Origin of the sequence: Streptomyces sp. YIM 121038 (assembly GCF_006088715.1) — a bacterium.
GTDB lineage: Bacteria > Actinomycetota > Actinomycetes > Streptomycetales > Streptomycetaceae > Streptomyces.
In genome coordinates this window covers 8,544,539-8,564,872 of sequence record NZ_CP030771.1, presented here as the reverse complement: position 1 = coordinate 8,564,872, position 20,334 = coordinate 8,544,539, and the positions used below count along the sequence as shown (strand labels likewise).

14 protein-coding genes and 1 pseudogene are annotated in these 20,334 nt (G+C 75.3%); 7 read left to right on the top strand and 8 right to left on the bottom strand.

What is annotated here, in order from left to right; all coding sequences use genetic code 11:
- Positions 1-4: 4 nt before the first annotated feature.
- The 4 genes from C9F11_RS35740 to C9F11_RS47655 are packed head-to-tail and all read left to right on the top strand — an operon-like array spanning position 5 to position 3,345.
- On the top strand, positions 5-979 hold the full coding sequence (locus C9F11_RS35740) for a phage tail domain-containing protein (RefSeq protein WP_138963534.1): 975 nt from the start codon (positions 5-7) through the stop codon (positions 977-979).
- Positions 980-1,028: 49 nt separating this feature from the next.
- Entirely contained in the window at positions 1,029-2,063 is a 1,035-nt protein-coding gene (locus tag C9F11_RS35735) for a hypothetical protein (protein WP_138963532.1), read from the top strand.
- Between the two features lie 5 nt (positions 2,064-2,068).
- A complete protein-coding gene (locus C9F11_RS47660; RefSeq protein ID WP_171075943.1) occupies positions 2,069-3,178 on the top strand; it encodes a hypothetical protein in 1,110 nt (369 codons plus the stop codon).
- Positions 3,178-3,345 carry a hypothetical protein gene (locus C9F11_RS47655; RefSeq protein ID WP_171075942.1) on the top strand — a complete coding sequence of 56 codons (168 nt, stop codon included), beginning with the start codon at positions 3,178-3,180 and terminating at the stop codon, positions 3,343-3,345. Before C9F11_RS47660 ends, C9F11_RS47655 begins: the two co-directional genes overlap by 1 nt.
- Here the strand turns inward: C9F11_RS47655 and C9F11_RS35725 are convergent.
- Entirely contained in the window at positions 3,342-4,721 is a 1,380-nt protein-coding gene (locus C9F11_RS35725) for an FAD-dependent monooxygenase (RefSeq protein WP_138963530.1), read from the bottom strand. The two genes, C9F11_RS47655 and C9F11_RS35725, sit on opposite strands and share 4 nt — an antisense overlap.
- 198 nt (positions 4,722-4,919) lie before the next feature.
- On the opposite strand from C9F11_RS35725, the gene C9F11_RS35720 reads away from it, so the two are divergent.
- Positions 4,920-5,351, top strand: coding sequence for a PPOX class F420-dependent oxidoreductase (locus C9F11_RS35720; RefSeq protein WP_138963528.1), 432 nt, complete (start codon positions 4,920-4,922; stop codon positions 5,349-5,351).
- Positions 5,352-5,481: 130 nt separating this feature from the next.
- Here C9F11_RS35720 and C9F11_RS35715 read toward each other — a convergent pair whose 3' ends face one another.
- Complete coding sequence (locus tag C9F11_RS35715; protein WP_138963526.1) at positions 5,482-6,804, bottom strand: MFS transporter; 1,323 nt, start codon at positions 6,802-6,804, stop codon at positions 5,482-5,484.
- Positions 6,805-7,294: 490 nt separating this feature from the next.
- Here C9F11_RS35715 and C9F11_RS35710 point away from each other — a divergent pair, with 490 nt between their 5' ends.
- The gene (locus C9F11_RS35710) at positions 7,295-10,186 is read left to right on the top strand and encodes a LuxR family transcriptional regulator (protein WP_138963524.1); all 2,892 of its coding nucleotides are present in this window, start codon (positions 7,295-7,297) and stop codon (positions 10,184-10,186) included.
- A gap of 65 nt (positions 10,187-10,251) precedes the next feature.
- On the opposite strand, the pseudogene C9F11_RS35705 reads toward C9F11_RS35710, so the two are convergent.
- A pseudogene (locus C9F11_RS35705) lies at positions 10,252-11,082 on the bottom strand (chitinase); the annotation flags it as partial.
- Positions 11,083-11,637: 555 nt separating this feature from the next.
- On the opposite strand from C9F11_RS35705, the gene C9F11_RS35700 reads away from it, so the two are divergent.
- Positions 11,638-12,234 carry a hypothetical protein gene (locus C9F11_RS35700; RefSeq protein WP_138963522.1) on the top strand — a complete coding sequence of 199 codons (597 nt, stop codon included), beginning with the start codon at positions 11,638-11,640 and terminating at the stop codon, positions 12,232-12,234.
- Between the two features lie 120 nt (positions 12,235-12,354).
- Here the strand turns inward: C9F11_RS35700 and C9F11_RS35695 are convergent, their stop codons facing one another.
- From C9F11_RS35695 to C9F11_RS35675, 5 genes are all read right to left on the bottom strand, one after another.
- On the bottom strand, positions 12,355-13,125 hold the full coding sequence (locus C9F11_RS35695; RefSeq protein WP_138963520.1) for a methyltransferase domain-containing protein: 771 nt from the start codon (positions 13,123-13,125) through the stop codon (positions 12,355-12,357).
- A gap of 4 nt (positions 13,126-13,129) precedes the next feature.
- On the bottom strand, positions 13,130-13,885 hold the full coding sequence (locus C9F11_RS35690) for an SDR family oxidoreductase (protein WP_138963518.1): 756 nt from the start codon (positions 13,883-13,885) through the stop codon (positions 13,130-13,132).
- Positions 13,882-14,721: a TauD/TfdA family dioxygenase gene (locus C9F11_RS35685; RefSeq protein WP_138963516.1), complete on the bottom strand. Its 840-nt coding sequence runs from the start codon at positions 14,719-14,721 to the stop codon at positions 13,882-13,884. The genes C9F11_RS35690 and C9F11_RS35685 overlap by 4 nt, the downstream gene beginning before the upstream one ends.
- Positions 14,722-14,778: 57 nt before the next feature.
- Entirely contained in the window at positions 14,779-16,035 is a 1,257-nt protein-coding gene (locus tag C9F11_RS35680) for an aminotransferase class III-fold pyridoxal phosphate-dependent enzyme (RefSeq protein ID WP_138963514.1), read from the bottom strand.
- An 83-nt stretch (positions 16,036-16,118) separates the two neighbouring features.
- The gene (locus C9F11_RS35675) at positions 16,119-20,333 is read right to left on the bottom strand and encodes an amino acid adenylation domain-containing protein (protein ID WP_249402021.1); all 4,215 of its coding nucleotides are present in this window, start codon (positions 20,331-20,333) and stop codon (positions 16,119-16,121) included.
- Position 20,334 lies beyond the last annotated feature (1 nt).

Sequence of the window (20,334 nt, the reverse complement as noted above, 5' to 3'; positions counted from 1 at the left end):
GCGGATGAGTGCGCGACCGACGTACGGCCGGTACAGCCGGGGCGCCGCCGACGGCACACAGAGGGCCGACGGCACAGAGGTGGCCGACGGCGAACCCGGGGCGCTGATCACCACGGACGGACAGGTGCAGTGGGGGCGGCTCCTGCTCGGCCCCGGCACCGACTTCTGGATCGCCGCCGAGGGCCTCACCGGCTGGGAGGAGCTGCCCGGCCTGGAGTCGTCCGACGCCAACCGCCCGGCGGGGCACGGCGGTTGGCCCGGCACGCAGTGGGCGCAGCCGCGCACGGTCACCGCGCAGGTGTGGCTGGCGCCGGACCCGGACGGCGGCCCCGAAGCGGCCCTCGCCGCGCTCCTTGCGCTGCGCCGCGCCACCGCCGTGCGCGACGACGAGCAGTGGCTCGCGGTGCGGATCCACGGCGAGACGCTGGCCGTCAGGGCGCGCGTCGTCCAGCGCGTGGTGCCCACCGACCGACAGTTCCTCGCCACCCGCCTGGCCAGGGCGACGCTCCAGTGGAAGGCCATGGACCCCCGGCGCTACGCGAGCGTCGCGCGCCGCGCCACGGTGGGCCTGCCGCGCCGCGAGCCGGGCCTGACCTGGCCGCTGACCTGGCCCCTGAACTGGGGCACCCCGGGCGCCGTCGGCGAGGTGACGGTGGAGAACGCGGGCAGCGCCCCCGCCCATCCGCTGATCTCCGTCGCCGGTCCGTGCGCCGTCCCGCGCCTGGCCAAGCACGACGACGGCACCTGGCTGGAGTACGGGCTCACCCTGTCCCCCGGCGACGTCCTGGAGATCGACACGGCCGACGGGACGGTGCTGCTCAACGGCACCGCGTCCCGCCGCCACACCGCGACCGTGGGCAGCGCCCCCGAGGAGCTGTTCACCCTCGCCCCCGGCGCGACCCGGCTGTCCTTCCGGGCCGAGTCGGGCGACGCGGACCTGGCGTCGGCGACCGTCACCTGGCGCTCGGCCGAATGGTGAGGCCCGCCGTCGGCGCCCGACCCCCCGCCCGCCACCCTTGGAGTGCTCGATGACGATACGTTCCGCATGGCATCTGCCCACCGGGCAGACCCGGGAGGACACGCGGCTCGCCGCGAGTCTCGGCATGGCCTCGTCCGGGCCGCTCACCGCACGCGGCGGCTGCGCCGTCGGCGGGCTCCAGCTGTCCGGCACGGCGGCCGCCAGCATGCAGGCCCGCCTGTCCCCCGGCCGCCTGTGGGTGCCCGGCACCTCCGCCGCCGCCCAGGGCGGCTACCCGGTCACCGTGGACGCCGACACGCTGCTCACCTTCGCCGACGGCCACGCCACGCTGCCGCGTGTCGACGCGCTCGTGGTGCGCGTGTACGACGCGGACTACGACGCCTCGGGCCGCTACGAGGTCGTCCTGGAGATCGTCCAGGGCACCCCCGCGGGCGCCCCGGTGCCGCCCGCCCTGCCCAAGAGCGCCGAGCTCCTGTACGAGGTGTCAGTGCCCGCGGGCGCCTCGGCGGCGCGGGGCATCACCTGGGCCGCGGCGGTCGCCGACCGGCGCCGCTACGCCGCCGCGCTCGGCGGCATCCTGCCCGCCGGGGGCGGCTACGGCGCCCAGGGCACCCACGTCGGCCAGTACCGGGACGCGGGCGGCCGCCTGGAGCGCTGGGACGGCGGCCAGTGGCAGAAGTACATCCCCGACGCCATGCTCATCCGCAGCCCGACCCTGGGGAACACCGCGTCGCAGACGTACACCGAGGCGCTGGCCGGTGCCGCTCCCCTCGTCGCCACGTTCGTCGCCCCGTCGTCGACCTGGGTGCACATCGCGATCGGGGCCCGCGCCGCGAGCGACAACGGCGGCGGCGCGTACCTCTCGGTGAACGTCCGGCCCAAGGCGGGCGGTGCCGACCTCAGCACGGCGTCCGACGACCGGGCCGCCGTCTACACCGGCGCGGGCTCCGCCTCCGTGTACACCAGCTTCGCGCTCGGCCGCCTCACCCCGGGCGTGGAGTACACGGCCACGGCCGCGTACCGGACGGGCAGCACCAAGGCGTACTTCGACAGCCGCTTCATCCGCGTCGACCCGGTCGCCTGACCGCCGTGGACAGCCCCTACCTCGCGTTCTTCGCCGATCTGCGCACCGACACGCCCCTGGACGTACTGCCGCTCCAGGGCCTGGAGTTCGACGACTACATCGGCAGGCCGGGCTCGCTGAGCGCCACCCTGCCGGTGCCCAACCGCCGCGTGGCGCGGCGGGTCCAGCAGATCGTGGAGGGGCGCACCGCCGTCTACCTCGAACGCGGCGACCAGATCTGCTGGGGCGGCATCGTCTGGACGCTCACCCCGGCCATGGACGAGCAGGGCCAGGTCAGCGTCGCGCTCCAGGCCGCCACCTTCGACTCGTACGCGGCCCGCCGCCGCATCCGGCAGAACCTGACGTTCACCGACACCGACGACCTCACCGTCGTGCGCCGCCTGTGGGAGCACATCCAGGCGGCGCCCGGCGGCGACATCGGCGTCGGCTACGCGCCCGCGCCGCCCGGCACCCGGCGCACGGTGGCCTACCAGGACGGCGACGAGACGCCGGTGGACGACGCGATCTCCCAACTCGCCGCCATGGAGCCAGGGTTCGAGTACCTGGTGAGCGTCTACCGCGATCCGGCGACCGGGCGGCGCGCCCGGCGGCTGCTCTTCGGCTCCCCGCGCATCCACCTCGGCGAGGGCACCACGGTCCTCGATCTGCCCGGCGACGTGCTCACGTACTCCTTTCCCCGGGACGCCACCCGGGGCGGCACGACCGCGCGCGCCCGCGGCGGCACCCCCGAGGGCGCCCAGCGCCCGGTCCTGTCGGACGAGTACGTGGCGCAGGGCCTCATCGACGCCGGGTTCCCCCGCGTCGACACCACCTCCGACCACAGCAACGTCACCGACAAGGCCGCCCTGAACGCCCTGGCGCGCGCCGAGCTCGGCGCGCTCGGCGGCCCGGTGGTGATCCCGGCCGTCCGGGTCCGCCTCGACGCGGACACCACGCCCGCGCCGCTCGGCACGACCGTGCGGCTGCGGATCCGCGACGTGTGGTTCGACGAGGGCCTCGACGCGACCTACCGCGTCATCGGCGTCAAGGTCACCGCGCCCGAGCGGGGCCGCGCCGAGACCGCGGAGCTCTTCCTGGAAAGCCCGCTCGGTCCGACAGCTACGGAGGGCGACTGATGCCGAATCTCCCCGAGGACATCGTGGACCGCATCAAGAACCTGGAACGGCAGGTGCGCCAGCTCACCGCCTACGTCAACACGCGGGCGGCGGCCCCGGCGAGGGCCCCGGCCCCGGCGGCCGAGGAGGGCGAGGCACGCCCGGCCGGGCCCGAGCCGGAGGGCTAGCCCGCGCGCCCCCGCCGGGTGAGGGCGTGGCGTGCCACCTTGGCCAGGACCGCGGGGTGGAACAGCAGGGAGGGCGGCGCCGTCATGTTCAGCACGCGCACGAACCGGGCCCACACGCCCCGGTCGTGGACGGCGAGGGCGAAGACGCGCTGGTTGTACCAGTGGGCGAAGCGCGCGGGCAGCGGCTGTGTGCCGGGGGCCCACATGAGGTCGGAGCTGCTGGCCATGGTCCAGGGGACCTGGATGACCCGGGCCGCCGCGCGCTGGTAGGCGCGGCTGAGTCCGTCGAGCCCGGAGGCGTGCGCGCGGCGGTGGCGCAGCAGACGGCCGAGGAGATCCGCTTCGAGCGCGGCGACCGTGAGGCCCTGCCCGTACACGGGGTTGAACACGCAGACCGCGTCCCCGACGGCGATGAGGCGCTCGGGCCAGCGGGGGTTCTTGTGGTGCAGGCGCCACTCGTTGCCGGGGTTGGTGTAGCGGTGGATCTCGCCCTCCCTGGTGCCGCGCTTGATCTGCTCGGCCAGGCGCGGATTGCCCAGCGAGCGGGCGAAGTCGAGGTAGCCCTCGTCGTCGGTGGGCGGCACGTGCCCGTCGACGCCGAACAGCGAGCACATCCAGCGGTCGTGCTCCACGGCGAGCACCACGCCGCCGCGCGGCACGCCGGGCGCGAAGGCCATCTGGTACGCGACGTCGAAGTCCTGCTCGTCCCCCGGCGGGCGGGCGTAGCACGCGGACGTGTAGGTGATCTTCGCCTTGACCACGGTCCTGCCGGACACCGGGAGGCCCGCCTCGGTGAGCCAGCGGTCGACCGACGTGGAACGGCCTGAGGCGTCCACGACCAGGTCGGCGGCGACCTCGGTGGACGCGTCGGCGCCGCGGGCGCGGTAGCGGACCCGGTCGAGGCGGTCCGGGGCGCTGCCCGTCACCGTCTCGCAGGACGTCGCGGCGAGCAGCCGCACGGCGGGGAGCCCCGCAACGCGCTGGCGCAGCCGCCGCTCCAGCTCGTCACGGGTGAAGGTCTGGATGGACACGCCGACCGGGTCGGGCGGCGCGTAGCCGGTCGGCAGCAGGAAGCTGATCCGCTCGCCGTAGTCGAAGACGGGCGCGCCCAGGCCGGCGAGTTCCGCCCGCAGACCGGGGAAGAGGTCCTCCAGGACGTCGCCGCCCCGGGCGAGGAGCGCGTGCGCGTGGTAGCCCTGCGGGACGCCGGGGTGCACCCCGCTGTCCGGCCGCAGCGCGTCGCGCTCCAGGACGAGCACCTCGTCGAAGTGGTCGGCCAGGACCCGCGCGGCGACGAGCCCCGCGTGCCCGCCGCCGACGACGACGGCCCGGCCCCAGCTGGTGTCGGACGACGGGCTGCTCTTGCTCTCGGCCATGGCGGGTCCGTTCCTCTCGGGGCGGCTGCGCTGACACTCCATCCCGTGCGACCGGGGCGATCAAGACCGGGCGGGGAGCGCACGGAAGCACACGGCGTCACGCGCGTGGCGCTCCGGAGGACCGTGGTGCCCCGCCGCCCGGCGCAAGGACCTCACCCGGCAGGAATAGGGAACCCGCTCCGCGCCTTGGCTTCAGACATGACTGACACCCCCTTCGCCCCGCGCGCGCTGCTCGCGGAGAGCCGGCTCGGCGTCCTCGCCACGATCAAGTCGGACGGCCGCCCCCAGCTCTCCCCCGTCATGCCCTACTACGACCAGGAGGCCGACGTCGTCCACGTGTCGATGACCGAGGGGCGGGCCAAGACGGCCAACCTGCGCCGGGATCCGCGCGCCGCCCTTGAGGTCACCAGCCCCGACGGCCGGTCCTGGGCCACCGCCGAGGGCACCGTGACCCTCACCGGGCCCGGCACCGACCCGTACGGGCCCGAGGTCGAGGCCCTGGTCCGCTACTACCGGGCCGCGGCGGGCGAGCACCCGGACTGGGACGAGTACCGCGCGGTGATGGTCGCCGACCGCAGGGTCCTGATGACGATGCCGGTCAGCCACGTGTACGGCGAGAAGCTCGGCTGACGCGGCGGCCGTGGCGGCGGGTGCCGGGGCCGTGATGGCGGGCGCCGGGGCCGTCTCCCGTCACGTGGCGCGCTGACGTGACGGGTGAGGTCACAGCGGCCCCGGGGTTCTCCCCGGGGCCGCTTCGCGTTCACGACCTGGTGCGTCGGGCCCAGCCCGTGATGGCCGGGCCCGCTGCCCCGGCCGCGGTGAACAGGGCGGCGAGCAGCAGCCAGCCGGCCTGCCCCCAGGTGACGCACGCGAGGGTCGCCACCGAAGGGCCGACGGCGAGGCCCGCGGTGAGGGTGCTCTGCGACAGGCCGAGGTACTGGCCCTTGGCGTGCTCCGGCGCGAGGGTCATCGTCAGCTCCATCTCCGCGGCCGCCGTGAGCAGTTCGGCGGCGATGGACGCGATGACGCCCGCGGTCAGGACGGTGACGGCGACGGCGGTGGGCAGGCCGGAGGCCAGCACGACCAGGACGCAGAACACCCCGCTGAACGCCCCGCCGAACACCAGGGCCCGGCCGGCCTTGCGCGGGGTGTTGACGCGGCCGCCGACCCCGGTGAGCAGGAACGCGATCGACAGGGCGTTGGCGATGCCGAAGACAGCGATCAGCCAGAGCGGTGCGGTGGTGTGCTGACCGATCCACAGCGGCAGAGCGACGGTGACGACGGCCTCGAAGACGGTCAGGACTCCGTACAGGGCGCAGATGGTGAGGTAGGGCAGGTCGCGCAGGGCCTCCCAGCGGGTCCCCTCGGGCCCGGCCGCCTGCTGGGCGCCGCCGGGGTCCGGGGCGGTGGCGGGGACCGGCCCGGGCAGCGGGATGGTGAACATCAACAGGCCCTGGACGGCGGTGAGCACACAGCACGCGAGGATCGCGGCGAAGTAGACCTGCCGGGACTCGGTGGCGATGACCAGGCTGCTGGCTCCCATGCCCAGGACCATGGCCAGATTGGAGCGGGCGGAGACCTTGGCCCGGAACGTGGCGGGGCGGGGCCCTCCGATGCGCGCCACGATCGTCTGGCGCATGGTGGCGGCCGACAGCTGGAAGGCCGAGGCGACGAGCAGGACGGGAAGCAGGGTGGCGAACGAGCGGGCCAGGAGCAGGCCCGCCTCGGTGGCCGCGAGCAGCAGGTAGGAGACCGCTGCTCCGATGTGCGGCGGGATCACGGTGTCGGCCAGGCGCCCGATCGGGGCCCCGATGAGCATCGCCCCCACACCGGCGACGGTGAGCGCAAGTCCGATCCGGGAGGCCGAAAGGTGGAGGAACGTACTGAAGTACAGGACGGTGATGGTGGACAACAGGCCGTACCCGGCGTTGCCGGTCATCGCGGCGGTGATGACGGTCCGCTGCGCGCGGTCGTCGGCTCGTTCCGCGTCCGCGGTGTCACCGGGGCCGGGCAGGTGTGCCGGACGCGAGGCGGTGCCACCGGTGTCGGGCAGGTGCAGGGGACGCGAGGCGGTCTCAGTCATGCCCACAGGCTGAACGCGCCGGGTCTACCCCGAATCCGTACCGGCTCTACCTCCGGCCCCTCACGTCGCACCGCGTCGCGGAGCCGGTCGCGAGCCGCCGGACACGGCCCGCCGCCCGACCTGTGCGCGACGAACGGCCACAGCCCCGGGTGGCGGTAGCCGGTGGCCACGAGAGTGAGGGGTGCGCGGGCCCGGTGAAAGGAGCCGCTCACCGCAAGGGCCTCGCCCATCGCCCGGTGGGCGCGGGCAGTGATCAGTTCCTCGGCGCACCGGGCCGCTCCCTCGATGGCCTCCGCCGCGTGCCGCAGCGCCGCCTCCTGGGGTACCCGGCTCACCACGCCGCCCCGGCACCACACGTCACGGACCTGCCTCCGCTCGTGAGCGCGCTCTTGCTAGGCGCACGCCTCCCGGCATAACTTCACGCTGTCACCGTGGTGTCGCGCCCGTCGCCCTCGTGTGCGCCACGGTCCCCACAGGCCGGAGCCGCCCCATGACCGCCTCCCTCCTGCGCACCCCGGAAGCGCCCGTTCTGGTCGGCCGGGCGGCGGAGCTGCGCGCGCTGACGGGTGCGATGGCGCGCGCGCCGTCGGTGGCCCTGGTCGAGGGGGAGGCCGGGATCGGCAAGACCCGGCTGATCCGCGAGGCCCTGCGCCGGCGCGACGGGCGCGGGCGCCGCGTCCTGACGGGCAGTTGCCGCCCGCTGCGCGAGCCCTTCCCGTACGGGCCGGTCTTCGACCTGCTGCGGCCGCTGGCCGACGGCGGGCTGCCCGCCGCGCTCGACCCGGTCTGCGGCGCGCTCCGCCCGTACCTGCCGGAACTCGCCGGGCGGCTGCCGCCCGCCCCCGAGCCGCTGCCCGAGCCGCGGGCCCACCGGCACCGGCTCTTCAGGGCCGTGCGGGCGCTGCTGGCCGCGCTCGGCCCTGCCGTCCTGGTCGTGGAGGACCTGCACTGGGCCGACGACGGCACCCGGGAGCTGCTGCGGTTCCTGGTGGACGACCCGCCGGACGCCCTGTCGGTGGTCCTCAGCTACCGCCGCGAGGAACTGCCGGGCGCGCGGCTGCCGTTGGGGCGCGCCTATCGCCACCCGCCGGGCACCACGGCGGTCGTCGTGCCGCTGCGGCCCCTGGACGTGGCCGCCGTGCGCGCCATGTGCGCGGCCCTCACCGGCACCGAGGACGCCTCCGCGGCCCTGGCCGCCGAACTGCACCGGCGGACCGCGGGCATCCCGTTCGTGGTGGAGGAGGTCGTGCGCGCACTGCCGGAGACCGTGCGGCACGCGCCGCGCGCGGGGCGTGAGGCGCTGGACGGGCTGACGGTGCCCACGCCGCTGCAAGAGGCCATCGCCGACCGGATGAGCGTGCTCTCCCCCGGGGCGAGTGCCGCCGTGCACGCCGCCTGTGTGCTGCGCGTCCCCGCGGGCGAGGCGCTGATCGCGAACGTCGTGCGCGGCACGGCCGGGCTGCCCGCCTCGGCCGAGGACGCGGCGGGCGTACGGGAGGCGCTGCTCGCCGGGGTGCTCCACGAGTGGGGCGACGACCAGTACGGGCTGCGGCACGCCCTCGCCCAGCAGGCCGTCTACGCGAGCCTGCCGGGGCCCGACCGGCACCGGCTGCACCGGCAGGCGGTGCGCGCCCTGGCGGCGCAGGACCCGCAGCCCCTGGTCCAGCTCGCGTACCACGCCCGCAGGGCCGGGGAGCTCGCGCACTGGCAGCACTACGGCGAGGCCGCGGCGGCCTCGGCGCGCGAGATGGGCGACCTGGCCCTGGCCGTGGAGCTCCTGGAGGAGCTGCTGTCCGACGGCCGCCTGGGCCGGATGGCGTGCGCCCGCATCGCGGTGGACCTCAGCCGGGACGCGGTGGTCGGGCTCACCCACCGCAGGGCGACGGCGCTGCTGTGCCGCATCGTGCGCGACCAGCACCTGCCCGAGAGTCTGCGCGGCGAGATCCGGCTCCATCTGGGCCTGTTGCTCTACAACCAGGCGGGGCGGCACGAGGAGGGCCGGATCAACACCGAGTGGGCGATCAGGGAGCTGCGCCGCCGTCCCGCCCTCGCGGCGCGCGGCATGGCCGCCCTGGCCATGCCGGCCTGGGGCGACCACCCGTACCACGTCTACGAGCGCTGGATCGAGCAGGCCGAGCACCTCGCGGCCCGGGAGCCGGGCCCCGCGGCGTCCACCGCCGTGCGGGCCAACCGGCTCGCCCTCGCCATGTACGTGGGCGACCCGGCGGTCTGGGAGCACGCGGAGCGCCTCATCGACGCGGCGGGGCCCGGGGGCGACCGCCGCCAGGTCGCCCGCGCCTGCGGCAACTTCGCGGACGCCGCGACCTGTCTGGGCCACTTCCGCGCGGCCCACCGCTTCCGCAGGCTGGGGCGGCGCCTGGCCGCCGAGTGCGGTGCCGCGTTCCTTTCGGGCATCGTGGAGGGCACCGCGCTGCGCCTCGACTGGTACGAGGGCCGCTGGCAGGGCCTCGCCGAACGGGCCCGGCACGTCCTGGACGTGATGCCGGGCGTGTCGGGCATCGCGGCCGACGCCCACCTCGTCCTCGGCCTGCTGGCCTCCGCGCGCGGCGAGTGGGACGAGGCCGCGGCGGAGCTGGGGGCCGCCGGGCTCGGCGCCCCGCACAACGCCCCGGGGCCGGTCCTCGCCACCGCGTCCGGCGCGATGGCCCGGCTGCTCCAGGCCCGTGGCGACGGCGCGGAGGCGCGGATCGAGGCCGAGCGCGGGATCGCCAGGATCCGCCGCAAGGGCATCTGGTCCTGGGCGGGCGACCTGGCGCCGATGGCCGTGGCGGCGCTGGTGCGCGGCGGCCGCCTCGCGGACGCGGAGCGGGTCACCGCCGAGCTGGCCGACGGCATCGCGGACCGGGACGCGCCCCTGGCCGCCGCCGCGCTGCTTGCCTGTCGCGGCACCCTGGCTCTCGGCCGGGGCCGCCTCGACGAGGCCGCGGCGGCCTTCGACCGGGCCCGGACCGCGTACGCCGTCCTGCCCCTGCCCTATGCGGCGGCCCGCGCGGGCGAGGCGGCGGCGCGCTGCCGTCTGGCCGCGGGCGACCGGGAGGCCGCGGACCAACTGGCGGCGATGGCCGAGCGGTTCACCGGCCTCGGTGCCACCCGGGACGCGGCCCGCTGCCGCCGGGTGCTGCGCGGCCACAACGTGCCGCTGCCGTCCCGGCGCGGCCGCCGGGGCTACGGCGACGAGCTCTCGCCCCGGGAGCGGGAGGTCGCCCGGCTCGTCGCGCTCGGGCACACCAACCGGGAGATCGCCGACGTGCTGTTCCTCTCCCCGCGCACCGTCGAGCAGCACGTCGCGAAGGTGCTGCGCAAGCTGGGTGTCAGCTCACGGGCCGAGGTCCACCGGCAGGGGCGCGCGCTCGCGCCCTGACGGGCGCGTCGGTTCTCCCGGACCGGTCCGGGAGAACCGACGCGCCGTCGGGGCGGGGCCGGTGGTCAGCCGGTGAAGCCCGCGGTGATGGAGGTGAACTGCCACGAGGGTCGGTCGCGGTTGACCGCCCAGAAGGCGAACCGGCCGATGTGGTGGGCGTTGGACCAGTCGCGGATCTGGGTCCAGATCTGGGGCGTGGTGACCTCGCCCGTGTCGCTGCTGCCGTTCATGCCCGAGATGCCGATGTGGGCGTAGGCCTCCGCGTCGGACCAGCCGTACACGGCCTTGAGCTTGGTCTTGAGACCTTCGGTGGCCTTGACGGTGTTGCCGTACATGTCGGCCTGGCCGCCGAAGTTGAACGGCATGATCGTGAAGTTGTCGATGTCCGCCTGCAGGGCCTTGGACCGCTCGATGAGGCGGTTGCCCCAGGAGTTGGGCCCGGTGTTGAGCGTCGGGAAGGTGAGGATCGTCCTGAGGCCCGGGTTGTTCTGCTTGACGATCTTCAGGGCGCCCAGGATCCGGTCCTGGACCGCCGGGCTCTCGAATTCGTCGGTGTTCTCGATGTCGACGTCGACCGCCTTGAGCCGGTAGGCGTCGATGACCTTCTGGTACGCGCCCGCCAGGGCCTGCGGGGTGGAGCAGTTGGGGCCGAGCTTGTTGCCGCTCCAGCCGCCGATGGAGGGGACGACGTCCCCGCCGGCCGCGCGGATCGACTTGATGGTGGTCTCGTCCACGCCGCCGGTGAGGGGGCGCTGACTGTCCCAGGCGGGGTTGCAGCCGCCCCGGGCGAGGATGAAGGCCATGGTGTACCACTTGATGCCGGTGGCCCGCATGACGTCGGTGGCGCTGGGCGGGTTGCCCCAGCCCAGGTAGAGGTAGGGCGCGGCCTGGACGAAGGGCGCGCGCCCCGCGTCCGCGGCGGGGGCGTCGGCCGCCCGCGCCGGAGCGGCCAGGGCGGCGAACGGGACGACCAGGCTGACGAGCGCCGTGGTGACCCGTCGGGGAAAGCGTCTGCGTGTGGGGGATCTCAAGGGGTCTCCCTCGAGTGTCGGTTCCGGATGGGTGGTTCGGACGGCGCGTCCGGACACTGCCGCCCGTCGCTCATGAGCCCGTTGGCCGCGGCACCGCAGTGGCTCGCTCGGAGGCTATTGGCATGTACCAATCCGGTCAAGAGGTCTGGACCACGCGACGCGCCCCGGTTTTCTGCGTACCCCTACCTATCGATACCCGGATTGTTCTCACCAGGACTTCCGCCAACTCTGGGACTGCACACCGCCGTTGGCCCAGACCAAACGGCGTACCGGTCGGCGAACCCTCGTCGGCGCTCCCCCGCACCGACAAGACACCCCCGCCCCCCCAGGCGCCACCCCCCACACCCTCCCCCCACACGGAAAGCCTCCCCCCACGGAACTCCCTCCACAACGCACGCCCCCCACAGCAGGAGGAGAACCATGCGAAGGACCCTGCTCCTGAGATCCGTCGTCGCGGTCGTGGTCACGGCGGCCATCGGCCTGCTGGGCTCCGGGGCCCAGGCCGCGCCCTCCCCCCAAGGGCGGCCCGCCGCGGCGACGGACACCCCGGCGAAGGGCCACGGCATCACCGCCGACGAGCTGACGGCGCCGGCGACGGCGGGCCCGGGAACGCTCCAGCCCCCGCCGGGCGGCTGGCCGGTCCCCTCCGACCGCAGCTACCGCCTCACACCCTCCTGCCAGCAGTACGCCGCGACCATCCGGCAGGGCGCGGCCGCGTGGGCGAACCTGGACGAGACCACGAACCGCGACACCCCGGTGGAGTGCCGCAACAGCTACATCACCGACTGCGGAGGAGGCGGCAGGATCGTCGGCTGCAACTGGGGCCGCGGGCAGCGCATCGCCCTCTACATGGGCGGCGTCCGGGACCAGACGCTGCTGGCCGCGCACGAGTTCGGGCACGACTGGTACAACCACTCCGGATACCAGTGCGCGGGCTGGACCAGCCCGCAGCACGTGATGGCACCCTCGATGTGCGGCTTCGGGCCCGGCACGAAGAACCCGGTCCGCACCGACTGAGCACGCCCTCCCCTCCAGGGCGTGCGCACGAGAGCCCCTGTGGTGCCTTCCCCTTGACGGGGCCGGTGGCGGCACATCGCCACCGGCCCCGTCAACGCGCGGGCGCGGCCCCCGGACCGCTCACGCCCGGACCGACCCCAGGACGACGGGGTCCTCCGTCCCCAAGTGCCGCCAGCGCACCGGGTCGTGGTCGTCCGCGCCGGGCCTGTCGGTGGGCAGCGGACCGTGGGACCTGGCGTCGAGCACGAGGGCCTCGTCGCCGCCCGGCTGGAACGCGTAGTCGACCCGGTCGAGGCGGGACGGCACGCCCAGGGCGTCCAGGGCGGCGCGCAGCCGTTCCAGGGCCTCGTACCGGCGGTCGCTGGTGTGCAGGACCACCGGGAAGAGCCGCACTTCGCGGCGCGCCACCCGCACCAGCTCGATCAGCGCGCTCAGATGGAACTCCTCGCTCAGCTGCGCCCCGTAGGAGAACAGCAGGTGCGAGCTGAGCACGAGGTCGAAGGAGCGGTCCTCGAAGGGCAGGTGCGGCAGCGAGCCCGCGACGTAGCGGTCCGGGCGGGCCGCCAGATCGGCGCCGAAGGCACGCGCCGACTCCGCCCTGAGGCGGGTGTAGCGCTCGGGGCCGCCGAACCAGTCCCACACGTAACGCTCCGCGTGCGCGGCCACGTCCGTGTGCTTGTGCTCGATCTCGCGCAGCGCGAGCGTGCCGAGGAGATCGCGGCCCTGGCCGTACTGCGGATCGACGGCGACCGCGTCGGTGCCCCGGGCCCCGGCCTCGGCCACGAAACTCGCGGCGCCGCCGGGGCAGTCGAGGATCCGCAGGCCGAGGTCGTCGTCCGTGAGCGCGAACATCGCCCGGTACTCGTCCAGGGAGCGGGCACTGACCAGCATCGCGTCACCCCCTGCCGATGTAGGGCATCGTCGTGGGCAGCACCGTCAGGGACTGCACGTTGGTGTCCAGCGGCATCGACGCCATCAGCACCAGGGCCTCGGTGAAGCGCTCCACCGGGATCGTCGCCTCGACGGCCATCGTGCCGTCGCCCTGCATGGAGGGCGGCTGGGGCCTGCCGTCCACCGGCGTCACGTTGCCCACGTCGATCTGCCCGCAGGCGATGCGGTAGGGACGGCCGTCCAGGGACAGGCCCCGGGTGATGCCGAGCACCGCGTGCTTGGCCGTGGTGTAGGCGATGGCGTGGGGGCGCGGCGCGTAGGCGGACGGCGCGCCGTTGTTGATGATGCGGCCGCCCTGCGGGGACTGGTCGCGCATCACGCGGAACGCCTCCTGGGAGCAGAGGAAGGTGCCGGTGACCGTGGTGGCCATGATCGTGTTCCAGTCGTCGACGGTCACCTCCCCGACCGGCTTGCGCGGCACCACCGCGCCCGCGTTGTTGAACAGCAGGTCCAGGCGGCCGAAGTGGTCGACGACCGTGCGGAACAGCGCCGTGACCTGGCCCGGGTCGCTGATGTCGGCGGGCACCGCGAGCACCCGGTCCGCACCGGCGCCCGACAGGGCCGCGGTCTCCTCCAGGGTCTCCTTGCGCCGCCCCGCGAGCGCGAGGGACCAGCCCTGGTCGAGCAGGGCGAGCGCGGCGGCGCGGCCGAGGCCGCTGCCGCCGCCGGTGACGACACCGATCCTGCCGTGTCCGCTCATCGCTCGTTCATCCAGGCGCGCAGGATCCGGCGGGCCTGCGGGCCCGGGGCGTCCACGTACGGGGAACGGCCGTGCAGCACCCGGCTGTTGCGGATCATCAGCAGGTCGCCCGCGCCGAGCTGGAGGCCGAAGGCGATCTCCGGGCGGTACAGCACCTCGTCCAGGTAGTCGAGGGCCTCCAGGCGCCGCGCGTCGAGCTCCGCGGACGCCCGGACCGTACGGGTCTGGTAGTAGCAGCCGATCGTCCCGTCGTCCTGGGTGAACAGGATCGGCGTGACGACGATCTGCTGGCCCGCGCGGCCGCTGCGGTCGAAGCGCCACTCCTGCTGCAACAGGGCCAGCACGTCGGGGCGTTCGCGCTCGATGATGTCGTACACGTGGCGGGCGCTGGCCAGTTTGGTGGTGCCGCCGCCGTCCGCCGCGGGCTGCAGACAGAGCAGCACGAGCAGGTCGCAGGTGTCGCAGTGGAAGCCGAGCTCGGTGGCGCCGTCGCCGTCGCGGTCGCGCAGGATGGTCCACAGGTCGCCCTGGGCGTTCTGCGGAATGGCCCCGCCGATCTCGTCGAGGACGCGGGACAGACCGGTGATGAGGTCGGCGTCGGACGCGTCCGGGGACATCACGTTGCGCACGTTCACGAAGCCGACGGCGTCCAGGCTGCTGCCGATGAAGGAGCGCACGGCGGTGTACGCGGCCTCGCCCGCGCCCCAGCGCCCGGTGAGGGCGTCCGGCCACAGCAGCCGCCGGTCCTCGTCGGAGACCGACAGCGACCACACGTCGCGCGCCGACTCCAGATAGTCGCTGGTCCAGCCGATGTCGTCGATGGTGGTTCCGGTCATGGCGTCATCAGTCCTTTCGAAGGCGTACGGGCGGGGTGCCGGTGCGGCGGCGGGCGGTCACCGCACGGCCGCGGCGACGGCGTCGGACCACAGCGTCAGCGCCTCGTCGATCTGCTCGGCGGTGACGACGAGCGCCGGGATCATCCGTACGACGTTGCCGTGCACCCCGCAGGTCAGCAGCAGCAGGCCCCGCTCGGCGGCGGCCTGCTGCACACGGCGGGCCAGGGCCGTGTCGGGGGATCCGTCGGGGCCCTGGAACTCACTGGCCAGCATCAGGCCCGTGCCGCGCACGTCGGCGATCGCGGGGACCTGGGCGGCCACCTTGCGCAGCCCGTCCGCGAGGCGGCGGCCCTGCACGGCGGCGTTGGCGACCAGGCCCTCGTCGCGGATGACGTCGAGGGTGGCGAGCGCGGCGGCGCAGGCCACGGCGTTGCCGCCGTAGGTGCCGCCCTGCGAGCCCGGCCGGGCCTTGCCCATCAGCTCCACGGACGCGGCGATGGCCGACAGCGGGAAGCCGCTGGCCAGGCCCTTGGCGGTGATCAGCACGTCCGGTGCGACACCGGCGGCGTGCTGGTGGGCCCAGAACCGCCCGGTGCGGCCGAAGCCGGTCTGGATCTCGTCGAGGACCAGCAGGATGCCGTGCCGGTCCGCGCGTTCCCGCAGGCCCGCGAGGAAGGCCGCGGGCGCGGGCACGTAACCGCCCTCGCCCAGGACGGGTTCGACGAAGATCGCGGCGGTCTCCTCGGGCGCGCTCACGGTGGCCAGGACGTGGTCGAGGCCGCGCAGCGCCTGCGCGACGGCCTCCTCCTCGCTCAGGCCGAGCCGGAAGGCGTGCGGGAAGGGCGCCACCGCGACGCCGGGCATCAGCGGGCCGCTCGCGGCGCGGAACCGGGTGCCCGCGGTGCTCATCGCCGCGGCGCCCATGGTGCGTCCGTGGAAGGAGCCGTCGAACACGATCACGTTCTGCCGCCCGGTGGCCTGCCGGGCGAGCCGCAGCGCGGCCTCCACGGCCTCGCTGCCGGAGTTCAGGTAGAACAGCGCGTCCAGGCCTTCGGGCAGGACGTCGCCCAGGCGCTCGGTCAGGGTGAGCAGCTGGTCGTGCAGCACGGTCGTGTACTGGCCGTGGATGAGCCGGCCCGCCTGCTCGCGCACGGCCTCGACCACCCGGGGGTGGCAGTGGCCGGTGTTGGTCACGCCGACGCCGGCGGTGAAGTCGAGGTAGCGACGGTCGTCGGCGTCGTACAGGTACATCCCCTCGCCGCGGGTGGCGACCACGGGCGTGGCCTGCTGGAGCACCGGGGAGAGCTGGGGCATCGCGTCACTTCCTAGGGGTTCGGTGGCCCGCCCGGCGGGCGGGACCAGGGGAGCTCGGCCGGGTGGGCCGCATGGGGTGGGGGTCAGCGGCCCGGGTCGGCCGGGACCGGCGAGCGGTGCGGCAGGAAGCCGACGTCGGCCGCCCAGGACAGCGCGGCCGACCACCACTGCGCGGTCGGCTCGGCGAACCGCACGCCGAGCCGGTCGAGCACGGACTGGGTCCACGCGCTGTCCACGACGACGTTGCGGTCGCCCAGCTGGGACCAGGTCGAGGCGAGCCGGGCCATGGTCGGATGGTGCTGCTCGGCGCGGGCGAGCGCCGCGGCGAACGTGGCGTCGTCCGTGAGCCGGATCGGATAGCCGTGCCGGACCATCCACGCCACGAGCGTGTCGTGGGCGACGGTGTGCGGCGACTCCTCGTGGTAGACGCCCGGTGCCGCGTGCGGATGGACCGCGAGCGCCGCGATGCCCGCCGCCACCGTGTCCACGTGGGAGAACTCGAACGTCGTCGAGGGCCTGCGCGGCGCCGCCCCGGCCAGGACGTAGCCGCGCACGGTCTGGTAGATGCGGTTGTCCGCGACGTTGCGCTGGAACGCCCCCGTCCTGCTGTGCGCCGCGATGTGGCCGCTGCGGTGGACGTAGGCCTGGCGGCCGGTGGCCGCCCAGGCGCGCACGGTCTCCTCGGCGTGGAACTTCACCTTCTCGTACGGGGTGCGGAAGGTCTGCCCGATGCGCAGGTCGGCCTCGCTGAAGCGGCGTGCGGGCCCCTCCACCTCGCCCGAGACGGCCAGCGTGGAGACGTGGTGGAAGCGGGCCCCGGGGGTGTGGGCGTCGATCCAGTGGAGCAGCCGCCGCACCGCGGTGTGGTTGGTCCGCTCAAGGTCGGCGGGCGAGGCGACCAGACGGACGTCCGCCGCCGCGTGGACGACGACCCGGGCCGCGCGGGCGCGGGCGAGTCCGGCCGGGGTCAGACCGAGGCCGTCCGCGGTGATGTCACCGGCGATCGCGTCCGCGCCGCCGAGCCGCCGGGCCGCCTCGGCATCGTTGTCGCCGCGTACCAGGCAGGTCACGCGGGCGCCGCGGGCGGCCAGTTCGGTGAGCACGTGCCCGCCGAGATAGCCGGTCGCCCCGGTGAGGAGCACGGGCACCGGCTCGCGCACCACCGTCCAGTGCCCGCGCGCGGGCGCGAGGGCGGTGTGCACCAGCTGGCCGGACGTGGAGACCGCTGTCTTCACGTACGCGGGCGGGGCGGCGTCCGCGGCGGCGGCCACCGCGGACGAGAACGAGGCGACGATCCGCTCCGCGCTCTCGTGCGACAGCCGCGGCCAGGCGTAGACCAGGTCGGTCACCAGGCGTCCCTCGACGATCCGGGCGGTGAGCCGCAGCCGGTACAGGGAGTCCCCGGTGGCGCAGCGGGCCGCCCCGGCCTGCTCCTCCGCCACCGTCCAGTCCAGGGACGGCTCGTCGGGCAGCCGGAAGGTGCCGAGGAAGTTGAACGCGGCCTCGGGGCGCGCTCCTTCGACGTCCATCGGCAGCTGGGGCGCGCCGCGCACGAGGTCCTCGACCTCTGCCGTGCGCGCGGCCCCCTCCGCCCCCTCCGCGGCCTTGACGGCCAGCCACTTGACGGCGGTGAACCAGCCCACGGTGTCCAGGTACTGGCCGTCGTCGCCGTCGGTCCCCCGGCCGTGGGTCTCCACCTCCACACCGAGGCTCCGCTGCCCGCTCCACGCCAGCGTGGCGTCGGCGAACGCCGCGAGCAGCACCGCCTCCAGGCGCTGGGCGCCCCCGTGGCGCTCCAGGAGCCGGCCGGTCGCCTCCTCGTCGAGGCTCCACACGAGGGTCGCGGGTTCGGTGCTGGACGTGGCGTCGTCCACCGGGAGCCGGGGCGCGACCGCCGGGTGCGCGGGCGCGGTGCGGGGCGTGGTGGCGGCCCAGGCGTAGAAGTCGGCCGTCGGCGACAGCTCGGCCGGCTGCCCGGACCGGGCGGCCCGGTAGGCGGCGGCGAGGTCGTCGAGCAGGATGCGCCAGGAGAGCCCGTCGACGACGAGGTGGTGCGCGATCAGCGCGAGCCGGTCGTCGACGCCCTGGCCGCCGGAGAACAGATGCACCCTCAGTAAGCGTCCGGCCTCCGGGTCGAGGCTGCGGTGCAGCTCGGTACAGAGCGCGCCGACCGTCTCGGACAGCGGGTCCCCGGGCCGCAGCCGTGAGTGGCTCACCGCGTCCAGGTCGCCCGCGGGGCGCAGCGGGCCGAGGCCGCCGGGGCCGACCGGCCTGCGCAGCGCCGAGTGCCGGTGCAGCACGGCCTCGACGGCCCCCGCCAGGGCCGCGGGGTCCACGCGCTCCCGGCAGCGCAGCAGCACGGACTGGTTCCAGTGCCGGGGCTCGTCGACGGGCTGGCGGAACAGCCACCGCTGGGCGGGGGCCAGCTGGCGCGGCTCGGCGGCCAGACTCTCGGCGCGCGGCTGGGGGCGCGGCCGGGAGGAGGCGGCGACCGCCGCGAGCCGGGTGGGCGTCGGGTGGTCGTAGAAGTCCTCGAACGCGACGCGGTGGCCGCGGCGGCGCAGGAAGGCGATGGTGCGCATGGCGAGGATCGAGTCGCCGCCCAGGCCGAGCACGTCCGCGTGCGGGTCGACCACGGGCAGGCCGAGCGCGTCCGCCCACAGCTCGCACAGGGCGTGCGCGAGCGAGGCGGCGGAGCGGTCGGCGGGCCGCCCGGCGGCGGTCGGCTCGGGCCGCGCGGTCCGGGCCCGGGACTCGATGAGGCCGGACACGGTGTCGCCGAGGCGGGCGCGGTCGAGCTTGCCGTTGGCGCCGAAGGGGAACTCCGCGAGGGCGAGGATCGGCTGCGGCACGGAGTAGCCGGGCAGCCGGTCGTGCAGGTGGGAGCGGAGCGCGGCGAGGGTCTCGGCCTCGTCGCGCCCGGCGGTGAGGCGTACGGCGGCCAGGAGTTGGTTGCCCGCCGGGGTGGCGCGCACGATCACCGCGCCCTGGCCGACGCCGGGGAACTCCTCCATGGCCCGCTCGATCTCGGCGGGGTCGACGCGGAAGCCGCGGACCTTGACCTGGCGGTCCGAGCGGCCGACGAAGACGAGGTTGCCGTCCGGCCTGCGGCGGCAGACGTCGCCCGTCCGGTACATGCGCAGGCCCTCGTGGGCGATGAAGCGGCGTGCCGTCTCGTAGGGGCGTCCGAAGTATCCGGCGCTCACGCCGCGCCCCCCGATGTACAGCTCGCCCTCCGCTCCGGTGGGCTCCGGCGTCTCGGGCGCGCGGGTGTCGGGCACGAGCCGCAGTTCGGCCTCGCCGATGGCGGTGCCGATGGGCACGGTGGGTTCGTCGGCGGGCAGGTCGGCCGCGGCGGCGGCGAGGAAGCAGGTGGCGCCGACGGTGGTCTCGGTCGGGCCGTAGTGGTTGGCGACCCGTGCGGCGATCCCCTCGTCGAGCAGGCGCGCGGCGAGCGACCGGGGCAGGGCCTCGCCGCCGAGCAGGACGGTGTCCAGGGCGGGCGCGTCGGACGGCCGCCCGGCGAGCAGCGCCGTCAGATGGGACGGCGTCGTCTTGAGGACCGAGACCCCGGCCTCGCGCATCGCGGCCCAGAACGCCTCGGGGTCCCGCGCGGCCGTGTCGGGCACGACGTGCACCGACCCCGCGGTCGCGAGGGCGAGCAGCCAGGAGGTGTGCCCGAGGTCGGCGGCCAGGGTGGTGACGTGGGCGACGCGGGGCGCGTCGGCGTCGGTGAGGCCGAGCCGGTCGCGCAGGGCGAGCGCGTAGTGGGCCGCGTTGGCGTGGGTGACCGCGACGGCCTTCGGCTCCCCGCTGGACCCGGAGGTGAAGGACAGGTACGCCAGGTCGTCCGGCGCGCAGGGCGGCGCGGCGGGGGTGGCGGGCGCGCTCGCGGCGAGCGCGTCGACGTCGACGACCTCGGTGCGGTACGGCTCGGGCGCGCGCAGCTCGGGCGCGGTGGTCAGGGCGTGGCGCACCTTGACCGCGTCGAGGCGCCGGTGCACGTCGCGCGGGCTCCACCCCGGGTCGACCAGGACGGCGGCGGCGCCCGCGCGCAGGACGCCGTACAGCAGCGCGCACATGCGGGCGTCCCGGGGGCCGAACAGGGCGACGCGGTCGCCGCGGTCGGTGCCGAGGCCGGTGAGGCGGGCGGCTATGTGCCCGGCGGCGGTGTCGAGTTGCCGGTGGTCGAGGGTGCGGGCCCCGTCGCTGAGGGCGGGGCGGTCCGGGTGGGTCCGGGCGTTGAGTTCGAGCAGGCCGGGCAGCGTGGCGTCGGGCAGCGAGGCGGGGGGTCGCATC